16 protein-coding genes are annotated in these 21,092 nt (G+C 64.9%); 7 read left to right on the forward strand and 9 right to left on the reverse strand.

Annotated features, from left to right (window positions below):
* Positions 1-103: 103 nt before the first annotated feature.
* The 4 genes from ACNEOT_RS18505 to ACNEOT_RS18520 form a co-directional block, all read right to left on the reverse strand.
* A complete protein-coding gene (locus tag ACNEOT_RS18505; protein WP_415975821.1) occupies positions 104-331 on the reverse strand; it encodes a hypothetical protein in 228 nt (75 codons plus the stop codon).
* On the reverse strand, positions 328-2,544 hold the full coding sequence (locus tag ACNEOT_RS18510; RefSeq protein WP_415975823.1) for a serine/threonine protein kinase: 2,217 nt from the start codon (positions 2,542-2,544) through the stop codon (positions 328-330). The genes ACNEOT_RS18505 and ACNEOT_RS18510 overlap by 4 nt, the downstream gene beginning before the upstream one ends.
* Positions 2,541-3,683 carry a glycosyltransferase family 2 protein gene (locus tag ACNEOT_RS18515; protein WP_415975824.1) on the reverse strand — a complete coding sequence of 381 codons (1,143 nt, stop codon included), beginning with the start codon at positions 3,681-3,683 and terminating at the stop codon, positions 2,541-2,543. The genes ACNEOT_RS18510 and ACNEOT_RS18515 overlap by 4 nt, the downstream gene beginning before the upstream one ends.
* Before the next feature lie 63 nt (positions 3,684-3,746).
* The gene (locus tag ACNEOT_RS18520; protein WP_415975826.1) at positions 3,747-4,934 is read right to left on the reverse strand and encodes a glycosyltransferase family 4 protein; all 1,188 of its coding nucleotides are present in this window, start codon (positions 4,932-4,934) and stop codon (positions 3,747-3,749) included.
* A gap of 134 nt (positions 4,935-5,068) precedes the next feature.
* Between ACNEOT_RS18520 and ACNEOT_RS18525 the strand changes: the two genes are divergently transcribed.
* A complete protein-coding gene (locus ACNEOT_RS18525; protein ID WP_415975827.1) occupies positions 5,069-6,412 on the forward strand; it encodes a hypothetical protein in 1,344 nt (447 codons plus the stop codon).
* Positions 6,413-6,480: 68 nt separating this feature from the next.
* On the opposite strand, the gene ACNEOT_RS18530 is transcribed toward ACNEOT_RS18525, so the two are convergent.
* A complete protein-coding gene (locus tag ACNEOT_RS18530; protein ID WP_415975828.1) occupies positions 6,481-7,143 on the reverse strand; it encodes an ammonium transporter in 663 nt (220 codons plus the stop codon).
* Between the two features lie 592 nt (positions 7,144-7,735).
* On the opposite strand from ACNEOT_RS18530, the gene ACNEOT_RS18535 reads away from it, so the two are divergent.
* Positions 7,736-11,053 carry a heterodisulfide reductase-related iron-sulfur binding cluster gene (locus ACNEOT_RS18535; protein ID WP_415975829.1) on the forward strand — a complete coding sequence of 1,106 codons (3,318 nt, stop codon included), beginning with the start codon at positions 7,736-7,738 and terminating at the stop codon, positions 11,051-11,053.
* A gap of 169 nt (positions 11,054-11,222) precedes the next feature.
* Complete coding sequence (locus ACNEOT_RS18540) at positions 11,223-11,492, forward strand: hypothetical protein (protein WP_415975830.1); 270 nt, start codon at positions 11,223-11,225, stop codon at positions 11,490-11,492.
* Here ACNEOT_RS18540 and ACNEOT_RS18545 read toward each other — a convergent pair.
* Positions 11,485-13,398, reverse strand: coding sequence for a prolyl oligopeptidase family serine peptidase (locus ACNEOT_RS18545; protein WP_415975832.1), 1,914 nt, complete (start codon positions 13,396-13,398; stop codon positions 11,485-11,487). The genes ACNEOT_RS18540 and ACNEOT_RS18545 overlap by 8 nt on opposite strands.
* 101 nt (positions 13,399-13,499) lie before the next feature.
* On the opposite strand from ACNEOT_RS18545, the gene ACNEOT_RS18550 reads away from it, so the two are divergent.
* Positions 13,500-13,736, forward strand: a complete 237-nt coding sequence (locus tag ACNEOT_RS18550) for a DUF3263 domain-containing protein (protein ID WP_415975833.1) — start codon at positions 13,500-13,502, stop codon at positions 13,734-13,736.
* Here the strand turns inward: ACNEOT_RS18550 and ACNEOT_RS18555 are convergent.
* A complete protein-coding gene (locus ACNEOT_RS18555; RefSeq protein ID WP_415975835.1) occupies positions 13,733-14,437 on the reverse strand; it encodes an SOS response-associated peptidase in 705 nt (234 codons plus the stop codon). The genes ACNEOT_RS18550 and ACNEOT_RS18555 overlap by 4 nt on opposite strands.
* 87 nt (positions 14,438-14,524) lie before the next feature.
* On the opposite strand from ACNEOT_RS18555, the gene ACNEOT_RS18560 reads away from it, so the two are divergent.
* Both ACNEOT_RS18560 and ACNEOT_RS18565 read left to right on the forward strand, forming a co-directional pair.
* Positions 14,525-15,775: a pyridoxal phosphate-dependent aminotransferase gene (locus ACNEOT_RS18560; RefSeq protein ID WP_415975837.1), complete on the forward strand. Its 1,251-nt coding sequence runs from the start codon at positions 14,525-14,527 to the stop codon at positions 15,773-15,775.
* Positions 15,776-16,004: 229 nt separating this feature from the next.
* Positions 16,005-17,363 (forward strand): YibE/F family protein, encoded by a 1,359-nt coding sequence (locus ACNEOT_RS18565; protein WP_415975838.1) that lies wholly within the window; start codon positions 16,005-16,007, stop codon positions 17,361-17,363.
* Positions 17,364-17,439: 76 nt separating this feature from the next.
* On the opposite strand, the gene ald is transcribed toward ACNEOT_RS18565, so the two are convergent.
* Entirely contained in the window at positions 17,440-18,522 is a 1,083-nt protein-coding gene (gene ald, locus ACNEOT_RS18570; protein WP_415975839.1) for an alanine dehydrogenase, read from the reverse strand.
* Positions 18,523-18,637: 115 nt separating this feature from the next.
* On the opposite strand from ald, the gene ACNEOT_RS18575 reads away from it, so the two are divergent.
* A complete protein-coding gene (locus tag ACNEOT_RS18575; RefSeq protein ID WP_415975840.1) occupies positions 18,638-19,162 on the forward strand; it encodes an Lrp/AsnC family transcriptional regulator in 525 nt (174 codons plus the stop codon).
* A gap of 6 nt (positions 19,163-19,168) precedes the next feature.
* Here ACNEOT_RS18575 and ACNEOT_RS18580 read toward each other — a convergent pair whose 3' ends face one another.
* Positions 19,169-21,052: an Hsp70 family protein gene (locus ACNEOT_RS18580; RefSeq protein WP_415975842.1), complete on the reverse strand. Its 1,884-nt coding sequence runs from the start codon at positions 21,050-21,052 to the stop codon at positions 19,169-19,171.
* Positions 21,053-21,092 lie beyond the last annotated feature (40 nt).

Here is a 21,092-nt window from a genome sequence, read left to right on the forward strand (position 1 = left end):
CACTTCTCGTTGCTGAAGAGTGTGGGCTGGGATCCTGCGGAAGGTGTGCAGGACACCGTCGTTGCCACGACCAACAGCGCCACCCACCACCGGTGTCCGATTCTCACTCCCAAATCGCAATCTGTTGGAATCTGACGATCACCACGGCCCCGGCCAGCAACAGCAGCACGATCAACGCAAGCGAGATCACTACCGCTCGGTTGATTCGACCCGTGCTGCTCCGTCCGATCGCGCCTTCGCTCGGCACCTCGCGCTCGCGGAGCACGGACGCGAGAATCAAGGTCGCGAACAGAGCACCGAACGCCAGGAATCCGAGCCACAGGTCACTCATCGGAGAAGCACCGGCGGGGAGGACGCGTTCTGCAGAATCGTCAGGTCGGCGGTCTCGACCACCACGCGGTACTCGTCCGATCCCACCAGCACGCCGAGTTGTTGGTCGACGACCGATTGCGAGTACCCGTACTGGAGATAGATCTGCGCCGAGGACTGCCGAGTGGTGAACACGAAATCGGGGTTCTCCTTGCGAACGCAACCACTGAGATCGTCGAGGCACTCGAACGATTCCATCGTCGACACTCTGACGTCGTCGAAGTAGCGCGCGGACACCAAACTGGCAGCCGTTCCGATGACCATGATTTCCGAGCCTTCCGGGACCGACCGCATCAGCGCGTCGCCGTATCGAATCTGATCCTCGTCGGTGTGCTCGAACGAGGTGTTCAATCCACGAGTTGCAGTCAGTACCAACGCAACTCCGAGGATTGCTGCGGTCGCCGCAACCGTCCGTGACCAGTGCCGGGGCTCGGCCGCCCGTCTGGTGAACTTTCGCACCACCGCGAACGTGCGTACCAGCGCATCGGCTGCGTACGGGGCGATGAACGGTGACGCGAGCACGAAGCAGCGAATGACGACCTCGCCGCCGTAGCTCTGCACCAGGACGAGCCCGAAGGGCACCATGCAGAGAAGACCACCGATGAGCCAGGTCTTGCGCTGTCGGTAGGTGAGCCACCCGGCGAACGCGAAGACCAGAAGTGCGCCCGACGCCGCCAGTCGCAGATATTGCATTCTCTGATACAGCGGGTCGGCACCGATCCGGTCGCTGACGCCGCCCTGCACGGCACCCGACACCTGCCCCACGTCGCCGAGAACGTAGGCGAGGTGGCCCTTCCAATAGTCGACGGCTCCGTAGCTGAACCACGCGACGAAGATGGCGGCAGCGACCAACCACAGCAGCCGATACCGCGTGGTGCCCGTCAGCGCGAACAGGAACAGCGATGCGATGAGCACGATGGGGGTCAGCTGGTGGGTGATGACGATGGCCGCGATCATGACGACCATCAGGCCCTCTATCGCGAGAGTCCTACCGGCACCGAATCCTCGCACCGTGCCGAGAGTCCGGCGCGGTGCATCGAGGACCCAGCGACGCAGCGACTGGGCGACGGCGGGCAGCGGCGCTGTCTGCAACTGCCACAGCAGCAACGCGCAGATCGTCAGGTAGAGCATCGTCGCGGTCGGCTGAGGCGCAAAATAGTCCTGCTGATACCAGTTGAACGACAGGTAGAGCACAACCGCGATCCACGCGACCCGCCTGCGCCCGGTGAGCGACATCGCGATCGAATACAGCGGGAACATGGTCACGCCGCCGAAGAACAACGGTGCCCACAAGAGCATCGGAGACAGATCCGACAGCCCACCGGCACCCGAGATGTGAGCACCGGCCGAGAAGAAGCCGGCCCAACTGAATCGGGCGTCGGAGGGTGGCGGTAGCCCCTGGAGCGACGCGATGATGTCGATCAGCCCGCGATGGGTGTAGGCAGTCGGTACCGACGTGACGCCGTCGGCAAGCGACACGTACATGGTGGTGAACATGATGAGCGCCAGGCCTGCTGCGCCGAGAACGACCGGGTCGAGTCTGGCTCTGGACAAACCGAATGCGATGACTGCGGCCACGATCAGCAGAGCGATCAGATAACTGGGGCCGACGTGGGTGATGATGCCCAACGCTCCCGACGCCTGAGGTTCGAGCACCGCGGTGGCCCGCCAGAACAGTGCAACGGCGACGACCAGTGCACCGAGCAGGCCGTATCGGGTCAGCGCAGCCGTCCGGTCGGGCCGAGGACGGGGCGTGGCACCCACCAGCGTTCGTGACGCCCACAGGATGAGGGCTGCCGAGATGGCGCAGATGTACAGCTGCACCGTCACCGGCCACAGGTTCCCGCTGACGACCTCTGCCTGCGCGATGATCAGAATGGTCGAGAACGAGATCGACACCGTGACCGACCCGACCAGCGCGGGCCGTCGAAGTCGCAGCAGAATCGCGATCGGAGCGCCGGGGAGCATGGTCACTGCGGCGACGACCACGGCGACTCGGAATCCGTTCGGCAGCATGTCCGCGTGATCGGACCCGGCGAGAATCGCCAGCAGGGTCGACGCGATGGCCACCGCCGCGGCGGCGAAGAGCAAACCCTGCGCGCCCCTCACACTGGGTTCGGGCTGCGTTGCCTCGTCCGTGCTCTCGGTCGGTGTCGCCGTATCGGTGACCGTCACGAATTGACCCCGTCGCCGCGAACGGTGATGCTCTTGACGTAGAGGAAAGGCCCGCAGAGGTAACCGAGCAATTCGGTGATCTTGAGATCTCGGGGCATCGGCGGAGCCCCTTCCGCGAACCGGTTTTCCTCCGGGGCCAGCAACATGCGAAATGCCGTCGGCAGACGCCCCAGCAGCGCGCGTGCCGGTGCGCCGCCGTCGAGAAACAGTTTGGTGACGATGGCGGCCATACCGCTTCCGTACCCGAACATTTGCTCGCGCAGCGCTTCGTGATCTGCCCGATGGTGGTGGCCGACGACGGCAGTCGGGGCGTACACGATCGTGCCGCCGCGCAGCACCGCCCGCCTGAACAGCTCCAGATCCTCGCCGCCCTTGGTGGGCGTACCAGGGCCGATTCGCTCGTCGAACCCTGCGAGCGAGACGAATGCGGACTTTCGAAACGACATGTTGTTGCCGCTGCCCATCTCCCCGGCGGTGTAGGGGAACAGCGCTGCAGTACCTCGCTCGCCCAGAGCGTCCGGCACTGCACCTTCCGGTGCCATGGTCCAGACCGTGCGCCGCGCGCCCTTCTCGAACAATCCGGATTCCTCGAACCAGCGCTGTTGGTCCGTCTCGACGGCGATTCCGACGACGCGACCGGTCACTCCGGCCACGATTGCGTCTGCGTCCGCCGAGTACACCGCCGCCAATTCCGCGAGCCACTCGGAATCCGGTTCTGCGTCGTCGTCGGTGAACGCAACGACCTGGCCGGATGCGTGCCGAACGCCGGTGTTTCTCGCTTTCGATACTCCCCGCCGCGGTTCCCGTACGACGATGCAGCGGGCGTCGTCTATCGATTTCAGCGCCTCGTCCACCCGGCCGGACGTGGGTGCGTTGTCCACCACCACGATCTCGACGGCGGGGTAGGACTGAGCCAGCACAGCCTGGACCGTATCCAGCAGCGACGGCCGTCCCACGGTGCCGACGACGACGGTGATGAGGTCACCGTCCGTGAAGCGATCGCCTGCGGTCAGCGCGGCTGGTGCTTTTCGGGGGGCGAGGACGTAGCCGGCACCGGCCACGGTCGCGGCAAGCGCGGCAAATCCGACGCCCCGCGCAAGACTGCGGCGTGGTTCGTCGGCGAGGGTGTGGTCGAGCATCAAAACTCCGATTCGGTTCTTGCGTATGCGGATGTCCCGGCATCCGAAGTCGACTGCGTCAATTCACGTGATGCGCTTTTCCCCGACCGCTGAACTGTAGATGTCCGCGAATCGCTGTGCCCGATGTTCGGAGTCGAAACGCGTGGTGGCCTGCTCACGCGCCGTCACCGAAAGCCTGTTCGCGAGCTCGTGATCGGTGAGGATTCTCGACAGTTGCGCGGCCAGAGAGTCGGCATCACCGGTTCGAGCGATCAGGCCGGTGCGTTCGTGGGTCACGAAATCCACCAGACCGCCGGTGTCGCTCGCCACGACCGGCACCTGGCAGGACTGCGCCTCGAGTGCGATGAGCCCGAAAGGCTCGTCCTGAGAGGGGCACGCCAGAACGTCGACCGCGCGCAGGGTCGCTGCCACTTCGTCGGTACGTCCCAGAAATCTGTGCGCCCCCGGCAACGCGCGAGCCGCGGAATCGACCAGTCCGGCAAGGTGACTGCCGTCGTCCTCACTGGGCGCGCCGACGATGGCCAGATGCGCATCGATGCCCGAGCTTCGAACCCGAGCCACGGCGTCGATCAGCACATCCAGGTTCTTCTCGGGGTCGATCCGCCCGACGGCCGCAATCAGTGGGGCATCCGGGTCCGCGGTCATGGTCGACCGAACAGCCCGGTCTCCGACTCCCGGCGCAAATCGCGAGGTGTCGATGCCCTGATGCACCACTCTCACTCGGCGGGCAACACGTTCGGGGAGCTGTTTCGCCACGGCACCACTGACCGCAACGGCACGGGTGGATGCGGTGACGATCCCGGCCAGGAGAGTGCGTCCTGGACCTGCGGGAACGATGTCGTGAAATTCGACGACGACCGGCTTTCGCGCCAGCTTCGACGCCACCACCGCGTCGGGATGCAGCAGCAGATGGTTCGAGTGCACCACGTCGAACCCACGGGCGGCCCGACGAAGAATGGACACCGTGCGCGCACTCTTGGGCACCTGCGCGAGAAGCGCACCGATCGGGTGTAGCGATTTTTCGCCCTGGCGGCGAATGCCGATGCGCTGCGGCAGATCCAGCGGCAGGAAGGGCAGGCCGCTCTCGCGCCACCACTGCTCGGTGGCACTACCGCCCGGTGCCCCCAACGTCACCGCCACACCCATCGGGCGCAGCGCGAGCGCGAGGTTTCGAAGGCTGTGGTCGGTTCCGCCCACTGCCGTCGACAGGGACACCGCGAGCACCCGCATCCCGCTCACATCGCCCACCACACGCTTATCCTGTCCAATAGTTGGTTTCACTCGGTTCTATCGTACTCAGGGTTGGCTCGAAAGGCATCTTCGTCCATAATGTTTGTCAGGCTTTCATAAACAAACAGTAAAGCCCGCACCCAGAAGGGGCACCGATGAACGTGGTCTCTCCCACGCACTACACAGTCCACGAGACCGACGTAGCGCTTGCCGGAAACTGGACCGTCGTGGCGCTCGGTCCGATCGATCACGGCGGAGTTGCCGGTATCCGACGAGCCTTGCGCACAGCGATGTCGATCGGCCCAGCCGCTCGACTGGGTCTTCTTCCCGATCGCACGTCCCGACGCTGGCGTTACGACCCCGAACGCCTTCTGCGTGCCGTTCGCCAGGACTCCCCGATCACCGAGGACGAGTACGACTCCGCGATGGCGGACGTTCTCTCCACCCACGACCAGGCAGAACCCATCTCGATCGTGGTTCGCGGTGATCACGTGGTGTTCTATATGGATCACGGCATCGGGGACGGCCAGATGATCATCAACATCTCGCACACGCTCGCCGACGTCACGGCCCGTCACGGGATCGTGCCCCAATGGGCCACAGCAGCCCGCACCGATCGTCCTCTCGCCGTCGCCACGTTGCGCTGCTTCGGGTCCGATCCTCGACGACTACTGCGTCTGCTGCGCTCCCGGCTCCGCCCTCCGGCCCGAGAACTCGATTTACGCACGAAGGGCGCGGCAACCGTCGACGGGTCCACGAACCGATTGGTTGCCTCCCCGTCGATCACCTCGTCCGTCTGCGTGGTGGCGGACGCAGCGACGATCGAGTGCACACACGAACTGACGCGATGGCGCGATGCCCACCGCCCCGGCCAGTCGATCTCGATTCTGTTCTTCGCCGCCCTCGACGCCGCGCTCCGCAGCCAGGGAGTCGTTGTCGACGACGTCGCGAAAGTACTGTTCGACGTCCGGCGATACCTACCGGCCCATCTGAGCACCCTGGCGAATCTGTCCGCCGGCATCGACGTCGCCTTGCCCGACACCACCGATACCGCAATGCTGTCCCGCCGTTGGAAAGGCATCATCGACAGCGGGCATCCGGTCGCGAACCTGGTTCTGGTGAGCCTGCATTCGAAGCTGGGTCGACTCCGATCCTCCAGCACCCCCGAGACACCGCCTCCGGCATCCGACACTGTTCGCCTCGCACTCTCCGACATCGGCCGCCACCCCCGATTGAACGACATCGGCTTCATCGGAGAATCAACCAGCGCGTATCGGGCCATGGTGGCACCTGCAAGCCACGGGCACGTCACGCTCACCACCGCGCGACTGCGAAACTCCATCCGCGTCACAGCGTCGTTCCATGCCGAATTCGTCGACGCAGACACCATCAGGCGGGCGCTGCGCCTCGCGTGCTCGACGCCGATCGAACTCCTCGCACCCGGCTCCGCAGACTCTCCGGAGTCCGACAGAACACCGACCATCGATTCGACTGTGTGACAACCACAACGACGAAGGGCCCACGATCTCGTCGAGATCATGGGCCCTCGTTCGTAAAGACGCTGGTGCTACTTGGCCCAGACAGTGGTGCCCGGTGCTGCGTTCAGCGTGTTGATCAAATCGATGCCAGCAACAACGAGGGTCGGGCCACCCGCGATGATCGTCCCGGCGATGCCTCCGAGTGTCGCACCCAGCGGTACCGACGCCAGACCGACGGGGCCGCCCAGGAATCCAAGTCCACCGACCACAGCGCCGATTGCAGTGCCGGTGAATCCACCGATCGCAGTCGCGATGCCGAGCTGCGACGCGAAGTTCTGCTGCGCCTTGAGGTTTTCCTCGGGCGAGGCGACGGTCGTCGCGCCGATGCTGCGCGAGTTCGCCGATGCCTTGGTGAAGTCGAGGTTCGGGATGAGACGCAGAGTCTTGCCGTCGTTGTCGACGTTCTGCTCGTACGGGAAGTTCAGTCCGCCGAGGTTGAACGACAGCGGAAGAGTCACGAGTGTCTTGTCGGCGGCGTCGAGGACGTCGACCGTCTTGCCGTCGTCGGCGATCTTGAAGACGCCTGCGTCGATGGTGGTGACGATCGTGCGGTCCTCGAGCTCGACGCTGTAGTTCGTATCGGGGACGGTGGCAGAGGGCTCGGCCGGAGCCTGCGCGTACGCGGTACCGCTGGCCAGGCCCATCGCTGCTGCGACGAGGGCCGAGGTGACGACCAGTTTGCTGAGTTTCATGTGGAGTTTTGTTCCGTTTCTGTGCATTGGGGTCTGGCAGTACCACTGTCAAGTAACCGTCGAACGCTGTGTCACCCCGATGACGCGTCTGCGACTTGTGGTGCGTTCAGGATTGTAGCGTACAAAGCGGACCGGTCGTTGTTCTTTTGCAACCGGTCCGTCATCCGTCAGTTACCAACTGTCGCAAACATTTTGAGAAACCGCAGCGCACGCAGCCCGCGGCTAGTCGTCCTGATATCCCTGATGTCGGTCGATCGGACGATACCGACAATTCGTACCCACCGACTCGGTCGAGTCACTGCTACCCCACCAGCCCCGAGCAGCACACGCGGCAGCAAGTAAGGACTGCCTTCTCGACAGTGCGCAAAGGCCCTACGCCTAACGTGATCTTCGAGACAACCTACTGACGAGTTCAGCCCGCCCGTCGGACGGCCTCATATCCGTGTCCACCAGCGTCGCTCCGAAGGATCGATGCTAAGTTACCCGCCAGTACGATCGAAGACCTACCAGCGGGTAACATAGACCGTCACAAGCTCGACGGGCTGAACCCACGGTAGCTCTCCAGCTGCCACCTACAGCGAAAGGCCGCGACATGAACGCCCTGACGATCACGTTGGGCACAGTCGGTGCTCTGCTCAGCCTCGTATGTTGGTACGCCTTCATTCGTGGTGCCCTGCGCATGTTCAACATCGTGCGACTCGGCCAACCGGCACCCGATCGCTGGAGGCCGTTCATCCCGCGGTTCAAGCAGATGGTCGTCGAGTTCCTCGCCCACACCAAGATGGTCAAGTTCCGCACCGTCGGCTGGGCGCACTGGCTGGTCATGATCGGCTTCATGCTGGGCGCATTCGTCTGGTTCGAGGCCTACGGCCAGACATTCAACCCCGAGTTCCACTGGCCCATCGTCGGTGACACCGCGGCCTACCACCTCATCGACGAGCTGCTCGGACTCGGCACCGTCATCGGCATCACCACGCTGATCATCATTCGCCAGCTCAACCACCCACGGAAGCCCGAGCGTCAGTCCCGCTTCGCCGGCTCCGGGTTCAAGGCCGCCTACTTCGTCGAGGCCGTCGTGCTCATCGAGGGTCTGGGCATGGTGTTCGTCAAGGCAGGCAAGATCGCCACGTACGGACACTCGAATCCCTACACCGACTTCTTCACGATGCGTCTGGCCGAGCTGCTGCCCGCCAGCTCCAACATGGTTTCGGTGTTCGCGCTGATCAAGTTGATGTCCGGCATGATCTGGCTCTACATCGTCGGCACCCGCATCAACTGGGGCATCGCGTGGCACCGTTTCACCGCGTTCCCCAACATCTACTTCAAGCGCATGGACGACGGCACCGTCGCCCTCGGCCCGGCCAAGCCGATGATGTCCGGCGGCAAGGTCCTCGAGATGGAAGAGGCCGACCCCGACGTCGACGCCTTCGGCGCAGGCAAGATCGAGGACTTCAGCTGGAAGGGCTGGCTCGACTTCACCACCTGCACCGAATGCGGTCGCTGCCAGTCGCAGTGCCCCGCCTGGAACACCGGCAAGCCCCTCTCCCCCAAGCTGCTGATCATGTCGCTGCGCGACCACAGCCACGCCAAGGCCCCGTACCTGCTCGCCGGTGGCAAGAAGGACATGGCAGGTGACGAGGTCGGTCTCGTCGACTCCGAGGGCAACGTCGACCAGAAGGCGCTCGACGCCATCCCGCAGAATGCCCGCGACGAAGCCGATCGCAAGCTCGTCGCCGACGCCATCGAGGGCGGCATCATCGATCCCGAGGTGCTGTGGAGCTGCACCACCTGTGGTGCCTGCGTCGAGCAGTGCCCGGTGGACATCGAGCACGTCGACCACATCATCGACATGCGCCGCTACCAGGTGCTCATCGAATCCGAGTTCCCGTCCGAGCTCGCCGGTCTGTTCAAGAACCTCGAGAACAAGGGCAACCCCTGGGGCCAGAACTCGAAGGACCGTCTCAACTGGATCAACGAGATGGACTTCGACATCCCGGTCTTCGGCCAGGACGCCGATTCGTTCCAGGACTACGAGTATCTCTTCTGGGTCGGCTGCGCCGGTGCCTACGAGGACCGCGCGAAGAAGACCACCAAGGCCGTTGCCGAGCTGCTCGCCACTGCGGGCGTGAAGTTCATGGTGCTCGGCGCGGACGAGACCTGCACCGGCGACTCCGCTCGCCGCGCGGGCAACGAATTCCTGTTCCAGCAGCTCGCGATGCAGAACATCGAGACGCTGAACAGCGTGTTCGACGGCGTCGAGCAGAGCAAGCGCAAGATCGTCGTCACCTGTGCCCACTGCTTCAATGCACTCGGCAACGAGTACCCGCAGGTCGGCGGCGACTACGAGGTGGTGCACCACACGCAGCTGCTCAACCGCCTCGTGCGGCAGAAGAAGCTGATCCCGGTGGCCTCGGTCAGCCAGGACATCACCTACCACGACCCGTGCTACCTCGGCCGTCACAACAAGGTGTACGACGCTCCGCGTGAGCTCATGGCCGCGTCGGGCTCCAACCTCAAGGAGATGCCGCGCCACGGTGAGCGGTCCATGTGCTGTGGTGCCGGTGGCGCTCGCATGTGGATGGAAGAGAACATCGGCAAGCGCATCAACATCGACCGGGTCGACGAAGCACTTGCCACCAACCCCAAGAAGATCGCCACGGGTTGCCCGTTCTGCCGCGTGATGCTTACCGACGGTGTCACCGCACGGCAGGAAGGCGGCGCGCACGAGGGAGTCGAGGTCGTCGATGTCGCGCAGTTGATGCTCGAGTCGATCACCCGCGTCGAGTCCTCGGTGCTGGCCGAGAACATCAAGGTCATCCCACGCGAGCGCACTCCCCAGGAGGACCTGGCAACCGAGAACGCTGCCGAGGTCGAAGAGGCCGAACGCATCGCACCCGTCGAAGAGCCTGCCGAGGCGAAGTCTGCTCCGGCAGCTCCCGCCCCGAAGGCCGGCGGCGGATTGAAGATGAAGGGTCTGGCCAAGGCACCGGGAGCGAAGGCACCCGGTTCTGCAACCAAGTCCGAAGACACCGCGGATGAGGCGGCACCTGCAGCCAAGCCCAAGGGGCTCGGAATGGCCGGTGGCGCGAAGGCTCCCGGCGGCAAGGGCCTGCAGATGAAGGGCAAGGCTCCCGGAGCGAAGGCTGCTGCACCCGCGGCACCGTCCGCCGAGACCGCCGACGCTCCCGAGACATCTGCCTCGGCCGAGTCGACGCCCACCGTCAAGCCCAAGGGTCTGGCCGTGAAGTCCGGATTCAAGAAGCCAGGTGCGAAGGCACCGGGCAAGCCTGCCGAGGCCGACGTAGCTCCGGCAACTGCCCCGGAGGCTGCGGGCGATTCCGCCGAATCAGGCGCTGCGGCAACCGAATCCAAGCCGACCGTCCAGCCGAAAGGCTTGGCCGTGAAGTCGGGGTTCAAGAAGCCGGGAGCCAAGGCCGCGGCTGCGCCTGCTGCCGAAGCACCAGCTGAGGCGCCCAAGGCCGAGGCACCGAAGGCCGAGGAATCAGCTGAAGAGGCTTCGGTTTCGGAGGCACCCGCCGCCGAGGCTGCAGCAGAATCCAAGCCGACCGTTCAGCCCAAGGGCCTGGCCGTGAAGTCCGGGTTCAAGAAGCCGGGCGCACGCACGCCCGGTGCGGCCGCCGCTGCACCTGCTGAGCCGAAGAACACAGAGCCCGAAAAGGCCGAGCCGACTCCGGAGACTGCTGCACCGGAGGCACCGGAGGCACCGGAGGCACCGGAGGCCGAAGCGCCGGAGGCCGAAGCGCCGGAGGCAGAGGCCCCGAAGGCCGATACGTCGGACACTGCCGGTGAGGCCGCGTCCAGCGGTTCGGATGACCGGACTCCACCCAAGCCGAAGGCCGGTGGGCTCGGATTCGCTCCGGGAGCCAAGGTTCCGGGTCGCCGCAAGTAACCTCACACCCTTTTTACCGACTGCGCGCCCCTTCTCACGTCAGAGCAGGGGCGCGCAGTCGTCAGTAGGGGTGTGAGGTCTCGGCCGCCCCCCCCCCCCGCAGGGGTGGCCGAATCGGACATCGTGAGTATGGTCGGACTCGTACGTGGACCGAGACTAGGGAGCAGGCATGACCGACGACGCGGACAAGCTTTTTCGCCGCTACGACGAGTGGTGGACGGCTTTGTCGCCCGACGACCGAGCGCACGTCGAGCAGTGCTGCGAGTCCGGCCGCACCGACGAGCGTCTCTGCGCACTGGTGATCGAGAACAACGGCCCGTCGAAGGCAGCGTTCGAGGCAGGCAGCAAGTTGTCGGTGGGCAACAGCAAGTACTGCGCTATCCCCAGCGCCCTCCTCGAGTTTCTGGAAGCGAAGCGCGCGCACCCACCACTCAGCTAGAGGGACGCCACAGCTGCAATTCCGGGATTCCGGGCGGCGTGAATCCCATGACCTGCCCGTAGAAGGACAGTTCGGATTCGCGTGCGTTCACCTGCGTTTCGAGTTTGCGGAATCCGTGCGACTCGCCCGCGTAGGCAAGGTATGCGTGCGGAATACCTTTCTGCACCATGGCGTCTCGGAATCGTTCGGCCTGTGACGGCGGCACGATCGGATCGTCGAGACCTTGCAACAGCAGCACTGGGCAGGACAGTCCGTCGACGTTGTTGACCGGCGCGCGGGTGCGGTACAGGTCGATGGCCTCGGGCAGCGGTCCGATCAGCCCGTCGATGTAGCGCGATTCGAAGTCGTGGGTCTCGGCGACGAACAGCTCGAGCTCGGCGACGCCGAAGTACGATGCACCGCAGGCAAATACGTCCGAGGACGTCAACGCGGCCAACACCGTCCAGCCACCGGCCGACCCACCTTCGATGGCCAGTCGGCGCGGGTCGGCAAGGCCACTGTCGGCCAACCCCTGTACTGCGGCGATGGTGTCTTCGACGTCGACCACGCCCCATTGCCCGCGCAGCCGGTTGCGGTATTCGCGGCCGTATCCGCTCGACCCGCCGTAGTTCACATCGACGACGCCGATGCCGCGGCTGGTGAAGTAGGCGAACAACGGGTTCAGAGCGGGTGCCACATGTGCCGTCGGGCCGCCGTGGACGAAGGCGATGTACGGCGGCAGCTCGCCGTCGAGCCCCTCGTAGGACGGGTTGCGCGGCGCGTAGGCGATGGCGTGCACTTCCCGATTCGGTCCCTCGAACGTGATCTGACGCCCCTCCGGTAGGTACGCCTCGTCCGGGACGGATTCGAATCCCGAACGTATCGAGGTCAATTCGCCGGATTCCAGGTCGAGGGCGAACAGTCCTCCTGCCACCTGAGCTCCGCCACCCTTGAGCAGGACGGTCGATCCGGAGCGCCCACCGAGCCCCACCGACGTCACGCCCTCGAGTGCGATGTCTTCCAGTGCCCCGGACGCAAGATCGAGCACCGCCAATGTGTCGGTGCCGACGGTCCGCACGGTGAGCAGCTTCCCGTCGTCGAGCATCGAGTACCAGCTCGATCCCAGTCGCCACAGCGGAGCCCCGAAGTCGGCGTCGAGCGTCAGCAGCGGGGCGACCGAGCCGTCGAGCGTGACCGAATACAGGTTCCACCAACCACTTCGGTCGCTGATGGCGTACAGCGAGTCGTTGTCGATCCATTCCGGCTGCATCACCGATTCCTCGGTAGAGCCGAGCAGCACCGTCCACGCGCCGGGATCGGCAAGGGAGGCAACGCGCAGTTCTGTTCCGTCCCAGGGCATCTGCGGGTGGTTCCACGCGATCCAGGCGATACGGGTGCCGTCGGGCGACAATCTCGGGAACGCAAGGAAGTCCGAGCCCGCCACGAGCGAGCGCACTCCGGCGCCGCCGAGATCGATGGCCACGATGTCTCGTGACACCGTGCCTGCGTCGTGTGTCTCGCGAACTGCGATGACGTCGGTACCGACCACCGAGAGATCTGCGTACCGAATGCTCGACGCCACAGCCGGTTTCGGCGTCAGCGGAACGGGCGCGCCGCCGGGGGTGAGTCGGTAGACGCGTTGATCGGAGAACTCGGCGAACACCAGGTCGCCGTCAGCTGTAGCAGTCCATGCTCCCCCGCCGTACTCGTGGACGCGGGTGCGAGCGTTGAACGGCGCGGGCAGAATAGGCTGCGCTTCGCCGTCGACGTGGCGACAGATCGCCGTTCGGCCCTGTTCGGTGGGGCGCAGTTCGGACCACCAGATGTCGTCGCCGACGAAGAGCCCGCCCTCGACGGGGTGGCCCGCAGACGACAGATCTGCGGCGGTGATGGGCGAAGGCCAGGATCCGTACGCGAGGGCAGTCACGACTCCCACCCTAGTGAACTGACGCGCATGTAACGCGTTGTTCACCGGCTCTTCAACCATGACCCGGATGATGGGTGACAAGCAGCACTAGGGGGACCATCATGCGCCGGACCACTACCAATTCGGTAGACCACGAGATTCTGGCTTTCGGCCGCACCTGGCACGGATACGGCGGAGGCAGCGACGAAGACATCTATGTGGCATTCGGCGTGGATGCCCGCACATACTTCCAGCGGCTGGGCCGCATTCTCGATTCGCCGATCGCGGTGGATCTGACACCCGACGAGCGGACCGCGATACTCGACATCTGCCGGTTGCGGACCGGGTTGACGGCCTAAACGGGCGTCAGCAGCTCGGGGCTGTTGTTCTTCACACTGTTCACCGCAGTACTCACCTCGTAGGGCTCGAGCCTCGGTTCGGGGATCGCTGCCAACAGCTCCTGCACCGCACCGAGATCCGTCAAGCCGGGATCGAGCCAGCTTGCGCGCAGATCCGGTGGAAGTACCACCGGTGAGCGGTCGTGAATATGGCCGAGCGCATCCGCTGCGGGCGAAGTGAGCACAGTGACCGACCAGACCCATCGATCCTCGTCGTCCTCTGCCTTGGTGGGATCTCGCCACAGTTCGTACAACCCGGCCATCGCCAATACGCCCTCCGTATGCAGGAAGTACGGAACTTTGGCGCCGTCGCGCTTCTCCCACTCGTAGTACCCGTCGGCAGGCACGATGCAGCGTCGACGGCTCGCGGCCTTCTTGAACGACGGCTTCTCGGTGATGGTCTCGGACCTGGCGTTGATCAGCCGGGAACCGATTTTCGCGTCCTTGGCCCACGACGGAATCAGGCCCCAGCGAACCGACCGCAACTGCCGTACCGCGTCGGCCTCGGGTTCGTCCTTGGGGGCGCGTTCGAGCACCGTCCGCACCGTCTGCGTGGGAGCCACGTTGTAGGACGGCGGCACCTCCGCACCGACGGTTTCGGCGATGTCGAACACCGCCTGTAGGTCGCTGTCACTCCGGGTACTGGCATACCGTCCGCACATAGAAAGAGATTGTTCCACCCGCCACCGACAACCCGGGCGAAACAACCTTGTGGAAACACGGAGTGCCCGCCTGGCACGATGTGACGGGTGACCACTCCGCAGAGCCACTCCCAGCCGCGTTATCGCACACTGCAGCAGTCGACCAAGCTGCAGAACGTGCTCTACGAGATCCGCGGACCGGTACACGCCCATGCCGCCCGACTCGAAGCCGAGGGGCACCGCATCCTCAAGCTCAACATCGGCAATCCGGCACCGTTCGGGTTCGAGGCCCCCGACGTGATCGTCCGAGACATGATTGCAGCGCTGCCGGTGGCCCAGGGCTACTCGGAGTCGAAGGGCATTCTGTCGGCTCGGCGGGCCATCGTCACTCGCTACGAGCTCGAACCCGGCTTTCCCGAGCTCGACGTCGATGACATCTACCTCGGCAACGGGGTGTCGGAGCTCATCACGATGACGATGCAGGCACTGCTCGACGACGGTGACGAGGTGTTGATCCCGGCCCCGGATTACCCGCTGTGGACGGCGATGACGACGCTGTCCGGCGGCAAGGCCGTGCACTACATCTGCGACGAGGAAAACGGGTGGAATCCGGATCTGGCCGATATCGAATCCAAGATCACCCCGAAAACCGTCGCACTGCTGGTGATCAACCCCAACAATCCGACCGGCGCGGTGTACTCGAAGGAGGTGCTGCAGGGCATCGTCGATCTGGCACGCAAGCACCAGTTGCTGTTGCTCGCGGACGAGATCTACGACCGGATCCTCTACGACGATGCCCAGCACACCTCGCTGGCGAGCCTGGCTCCCGATCTGCTGTGCCTGACGTACAACGGACTGTCCAAGGCGTATCGAGTGGCAGGGTACCGCGCTGGGTGGCTGGCGATCACCGGCCCGAAGAAGCATGCGGCCGGGTTCATCGAGGGCATCGACCTACTCGCATCGACGCGGTTGTGCCCCAATGTGCCTGCGCAACATGCCATTCAGGTGGCCCTCGGGGGGCACCAGAGCATCGAGGACTTGATCCTTCCCGGTGGGCGGCTGCTCGAGCAGCGTGACGTTGCATGGCAGAAGCTCAACGCGATTCACGGCGTCTCGTGCGTCAAGCCGCGGGGTGCGCTGTATGCGTTTCCCCGACTCGACCCGGAAGTGCACGAGATCTACGACGACGAGAAGCTGGTTCAGGATCTGCTGTTGCAGGAGAAGATCCTGGTGGTTCAAGGAACCGGATTCAACTGGCCCGGCCACGATCACGTGCGCATCGTGACGCTGCCCTGGGCCAGGGATCTCGCCGTCGCGATCGAGAGGTTCGGCAACTTCCTCGCGTCGTACAAGCAGTGAGACGCCGAGTTACCGAAAAGTAGTTGAAAGTGATGCAAAAAACATGGGGGCGACCCCGCCTGAACCACGAATGATCTGTACATTGGCGGACGGCACTTCGGTGCCCGCGAGCCCTGGTCGTACCCCTCCCCCCCGGGTCGGTCAGGTGGTGGCGGGGGACGCCCCCCCTGCTCCCCGCCACCGAGCTCCTCGCATCGGCCACCAGCCTGGCCCGTACTAGCCTTGCACCGTGGAACCACACGGCAATCTTCCCGACGGCATTAGGCCCAGCCTCGATTCTCGTGCGGGTCACGGGCACGGGCACGGGCACAGTGACACTCCGGTTCCGCTGGGGCCGGTTGCCGCCAAGGTCGTCGTCGGACTGTTGATCGCCATTGCCGTCGCCGTCATCGCCGGTGCCATCGCGCTGTGGCCGAGTCAGCAGAGCGTCGATATCCCGCTCCCGTTCCAGACCTCCGGCGGAGGAGCGGTCTCCACCGAGGCAGGCACCATCACCTCGCAGAGCATCGGGCCCTGCGGAAGTCCCGACGCAGGCAGGCCGTTCACCGGCAACCCGACTCCCGCCGTCAACGACTCGTACGAATGTCAGCGCAGCATCGTCGACATCACCACCGGCGAGGACGCAGGCAAGCGGACGGTGCTCGAGATCGCGCCTGGGCCAGGGCAACCGACTCTGAGCGCAGGCGAGGACATCCGGTTGGTCGTCCAGACGGACCCCTCGGGTGGGGTCCGCTATTCCTTCAACGACTACTCACGTGGGCTGCCGTTGGCGCTGATCGTCGGAGTGTTCGCCGTGGTCATCTGCATCGTCGCCCGCTGGAGGGGATTTCGGGCACTGGTCGGCCTGCTCATCGCGTTCGCCGTGCTGGTGGTGTTCATGCTGCCCGCCCTGCTCGACGGTGCCCCCGCCATTCCGGTCGCCCTCGTCGCCGGTGCGGTGATCCTCTACGCGGTGCTGTATTTGGCGCACGGGGTGAACCTTCGCACCAGCTCGGCGCTGCTCGGCACCCTCACCTCGATGGCGTTGGCAGCGGTACTGTCCTACGTCGCCATTCGCATGACCCATCTGACCGGGTTGTCCGAGGAACAGAACGCCGCCGTACAGACGTACATCGGCAACGTCAGCGTCACCGGTCTGTTGTTGGCCGGCTTCATCATCGGCTCGCTCGGTGTGCTCAACGACGTGACGATCACGCAGGCATCGGCGGCCTTCGAACTCGCCTCGGTGGACGAGACCGCGTCGCGGCGCGAGATTTTCACTGCGACGATGCGGGTGGGGCGCGATCACATCGCCAGTACCGTCTACACCCTGGTGCTCGCCTACGCCGGTGGCGCGTTGCCACTGCTCTTGCTCTTCAGCGTCGCCGACCGGTCCATCCAGGACGTACTGACCGGCGATTCGGTGGCCATCGAAATCGTCCGCTCCTCCGTGGGCGGCGTGGCGCTGGCGTTGTCGGTACCCCTGACCACCGCAATCGCCGTTCTCCTGGCGCGACCGCTCACCTCGCCGCGAGCCCCGAAGACTGTCAGGCCCCCGAAGCCGTCGAAGCCCACACGGTCGCGAGGCTCGGGTCGCCACAGCGCGTAGAGCGACTCCGCCGCACGTGAGCAGAACTTCGACCTCTGCTACGAATTTCCGCTCACGTGCGGCGGAGCCGCTTCGATCAGGCGAATGCAGCAGCAACGGTCTCCGACAGCAGGGCCCCGTTGTGCGTGCTCAGGCCGGCTTTCAGGCCCGGGTCTGCCTCGCAGGCAGCTTCCCAGCCCTTGTCGGCGAGAGCGAGAACGTACGGCAGGGTGGCGTTGGTGAGTGCATAGGTCGACGTCCGTGGGACGGCACCGGGCATGTTGGCGACGCAGTAGAACACCGACTCGTGCACCTTGTACGTGGGATCGGCGTGGGTGGTCGCGTGCGAATCCTCGAAGCACCCGCCCTGATCGATGGCGATGTCGACCAGAACCGAACCCGGCTTCATGCGCTGAACCAGGCTGTTGGACACCAGCTTCGGCGCTCTGGCTCCTGGCACCAGCACAGCGCCGATGACGAGGTCGGCTGCAAGAACGGCTTGTTCGAGTTCGTATGTGTTCGATACCAGCGTCTTCACAGCACCGCGGTACTGGTCGTCGATGGCGCGGAGCGCTCTCACGTCGAGATCGAGCACGGTGACGTCGGCGTGCATGCCGAAAGCGATTGCCGTGGCGTTCTTTCCGGATACGCCGGCCCCGATGACGACGACGTTGGCGGGGCGCACTCCTGGGACTCCGCCCATCAGGACTCCACGGCCACCTTCGCTGGACATCAGATGGTAGGCACCGGCTTGCGGCGCGAGGCGTCCGGCAACTTCACTCATCGGAGCGAGTAGCGGCAGCGATCCATCTGTGGCAGTGACGGTTTCGTACGCGATGGCGGTGGTGCCCGACTCCAGTAGCGCGTCGGTGCATGCTTTGGATGCGGCGAGATGCAGGTAGGTGAACAGCACCTGCCCCTTGCGCAGACGCGAATACTCCTCTGCGATGGGTTCTTTGACCTTGAGCAGGAGGTCGGCGGTTTCCCAGACCTTGTCGACGTCGGTGAAGATCTGTGCGCCTGCGGCCTTGTAGTCGGTGTCGGTGAACGACGATCCGGCGCCTGCTTCGGTTTCGATGATCACTTCGTGTCCTCGCGAGACCAGTTCGTGCACGCCCGCCGGGGTGATGGCCACCCGGTATTCGTGGTTCTTGATCTCGCGTGGAATTCCGATCTTCATGACGGCCTCCTCGGCGGTGGGTGACATGAAGCAATGGCTTCACGCTGTAGGCCAACTATGAATTATTCACGGAAACCTTGCAGTGGATGTGAAGATAATTCTGTAGAGTCCGGTTATGGCGAGCAATAGTTCATTCGAGACCGCTGGAGCGGGGGCGCTACCGAACGATGTTCGGTCCGTCCCCCTGGACCACATCGACCACATACTGCTCGACGAACTACGCCGTGACGCCCGCACACCCAATACTGCCCTCGCCGCCGCGGCCGGAATCGCACCGTCCACGGCGCTGGGACGGGTTCGCGCCCTCGTCGAGCGTGGCGTCATCCGCGGGTTTCACGCAGACATCGATCCCGAGGCTCTCGGCCAGGGCATCCAGGCGATGATCTCCGTTCGACTACAGGCAGATGCTCGACGCCGAATCAGTGAATTCGGATCGAAGATCGCGTCGCGGAAGGAGACGCTGAACATCTACTTCATCGCTGGAGCCGACGACTTTCTGGTCCATGTGGCAACCGTCGACACGGCCACCCTTCGAGATTTCGTCGTCGAGAATCTCAGTGCCGATCCCGCCGTTGCAGCCACCGAGACCATCCTGATCTTCGAGCACATTCGTCCGCGAAATACCCACGCGGACAACTGAATCGACTCAGGGAGCGGGAGGCACAACCGGCGGGAAGCCCGGCAGAGTGAAGTCCGGGAACCCAGGAATCAGCGGCGGGGGCTGTTGCGGAGCCGGGGGAACGGGCTGGACCGGGGGCGGCGGCGCAGGCTCGACCGTCGTAGTCGGCTCCGTCGTCTCCGGCTCCTGATAGACCTCGGTTTCCTGCGGCTCCGTGGTCGGTTCGACGGTGGTCGTCGGTGCCGGTGCGGGCGGCGGCAGAACCGGAGCCGGAACCACCGATGTGGGCGGAACCGTGGTCACTGCCGGAGCTTCGGTCTGTGTGCGACTGACCGAGGTGTCCACCACCTGCGGAGAGTTCTGGTGGGTGAGCAGAAACCCGGATACGCCCACCACTGCGGCCAGGCCGAGCGCGAGCACGCCGCCGGTGCGAAGCCTGCGCCTCGCGCGGGTGCGGTCGTCCTCACCGTCGTCGTCGTCGTAGTCGGCATCGAGCCAGTAGACGTTCTTCAGCTGGAACGGAACCGGCTTGCCGTCGTCGACCGACGATGCGTCCGCGATCGGCGAAACAGATTCGGCGGCAACGGTTTCGGCAACAACCGTTTCCGTTTCACTGCGCTCGTCGGCAGACTGCTCCCCCGTGCTCATCTCGAAGACCTCCCCGTCGACCTGCGCCCCCTGCGCACGGTCGTCGAGAACATCATCTCCTACCGTCGACGTCGATTTCGTATCAACGACAGAATCTGCGGCCGAATGTTCGGCCGGGTCTGCGAATCGCGAGAACTCGAACCCGCCTGCGTTATCCGCAGTCTCGACCGAAGTATCGGTTGCCGCCGGAATCCACGGACGCGCCGGAACCGGTCGAGTCGGAATCCGAGCAGGCGCAGCCGGAGCCGCATGAAGCGCGTCGGTGCGGGCCGGAACCGGACGAATCGGGGCCGGGGGTTGCGGCGCGCGAGACACCGGGGCGGGCCTTGCGGTTTCGGGCCGCGCCGGCGTGACGGACGTACGCGCTCCGGTCCGCGTGCGTGAATGCGGCCGAGCGGCCAAGGCCGCCCCGCGGGCAGCAACGGTTTCCGGCTCGGTCGGCACTGTCGACGGCAGCTGAAGCAGGGGTCCGACGCGTTCCTGCACGATGGGCATGCGGGCACCGCCACCGATCAGCACGACGGCGTCGATCGGTACATTCGCTCCGATCATGACCTCGCGCGCGAATTCGATCGCTTCGTCGAGCAGGTCGGTGATGAGGAGCTCGAAGTTCTCGCGCGAGAGCAGGATCATGCCGCTCGCATCGGGGAGGCATACCGCGTCCTGGGTGGACAGGCGTTCCTTGGCAATTCGGCAACGCTTCTCGAAGAGAGCGATGTCCGGATCGGTCGTCGGCTTTCCGAGACGTGCGAGCTGGTTGTCGCGGAGGTAAGCGTCGATCAGGTCGCCGCTGTACGCACCCGAACGCTGCGACGCCGTGACGGTGCGCTGCACCAGATCCACCACGCTGACGGTCAGCCCCGAACTCCCGAGGTCGAACAACGCGACCGAGGTGCGGTTGTGTGCTTCACCGGTTGCGGCGAGGTACTCCACCACGGCTTCGACTTCGTGCACCAGGTGGAAGTTGTTCAGGTGGGCACCGGCGAGAGCGGCGCGGAGGGCGTCGGCCTGCCGGAGGTCGCGGTAGGCGACACCGGCGGAGAGTTCGGGCTCGGATTCTGCAGCGGCACGGATCGACTCGGCGGCCAGATGCGGAAGGTCCCCGCCGACACCGTCGATGACTTCGTTGCGGAAGAACAGTGGCCGTTCGATGTCCGTGACCAGGCCGGACGAGTCGGCCGCAGGTGTGTCGAACTGCTCCGGTCGGGGCTGCGCCGTACGCACGGCTCGGGTCCCCATGGACACCCCAAGCAGCACAGTCACGGTTTTCGGCCTCACGTCGATCGGACAGTTACGGCGGACG

The organism is Rhodococcus sp. 077-4 (genome assembly GCF_047782425.1).
Taxonomy (GTDB): Bacteria; Actinomycetota; Actinomycetes; order Mycobacteriales; family Mycobacteriaceae; genus Rhodococcoides.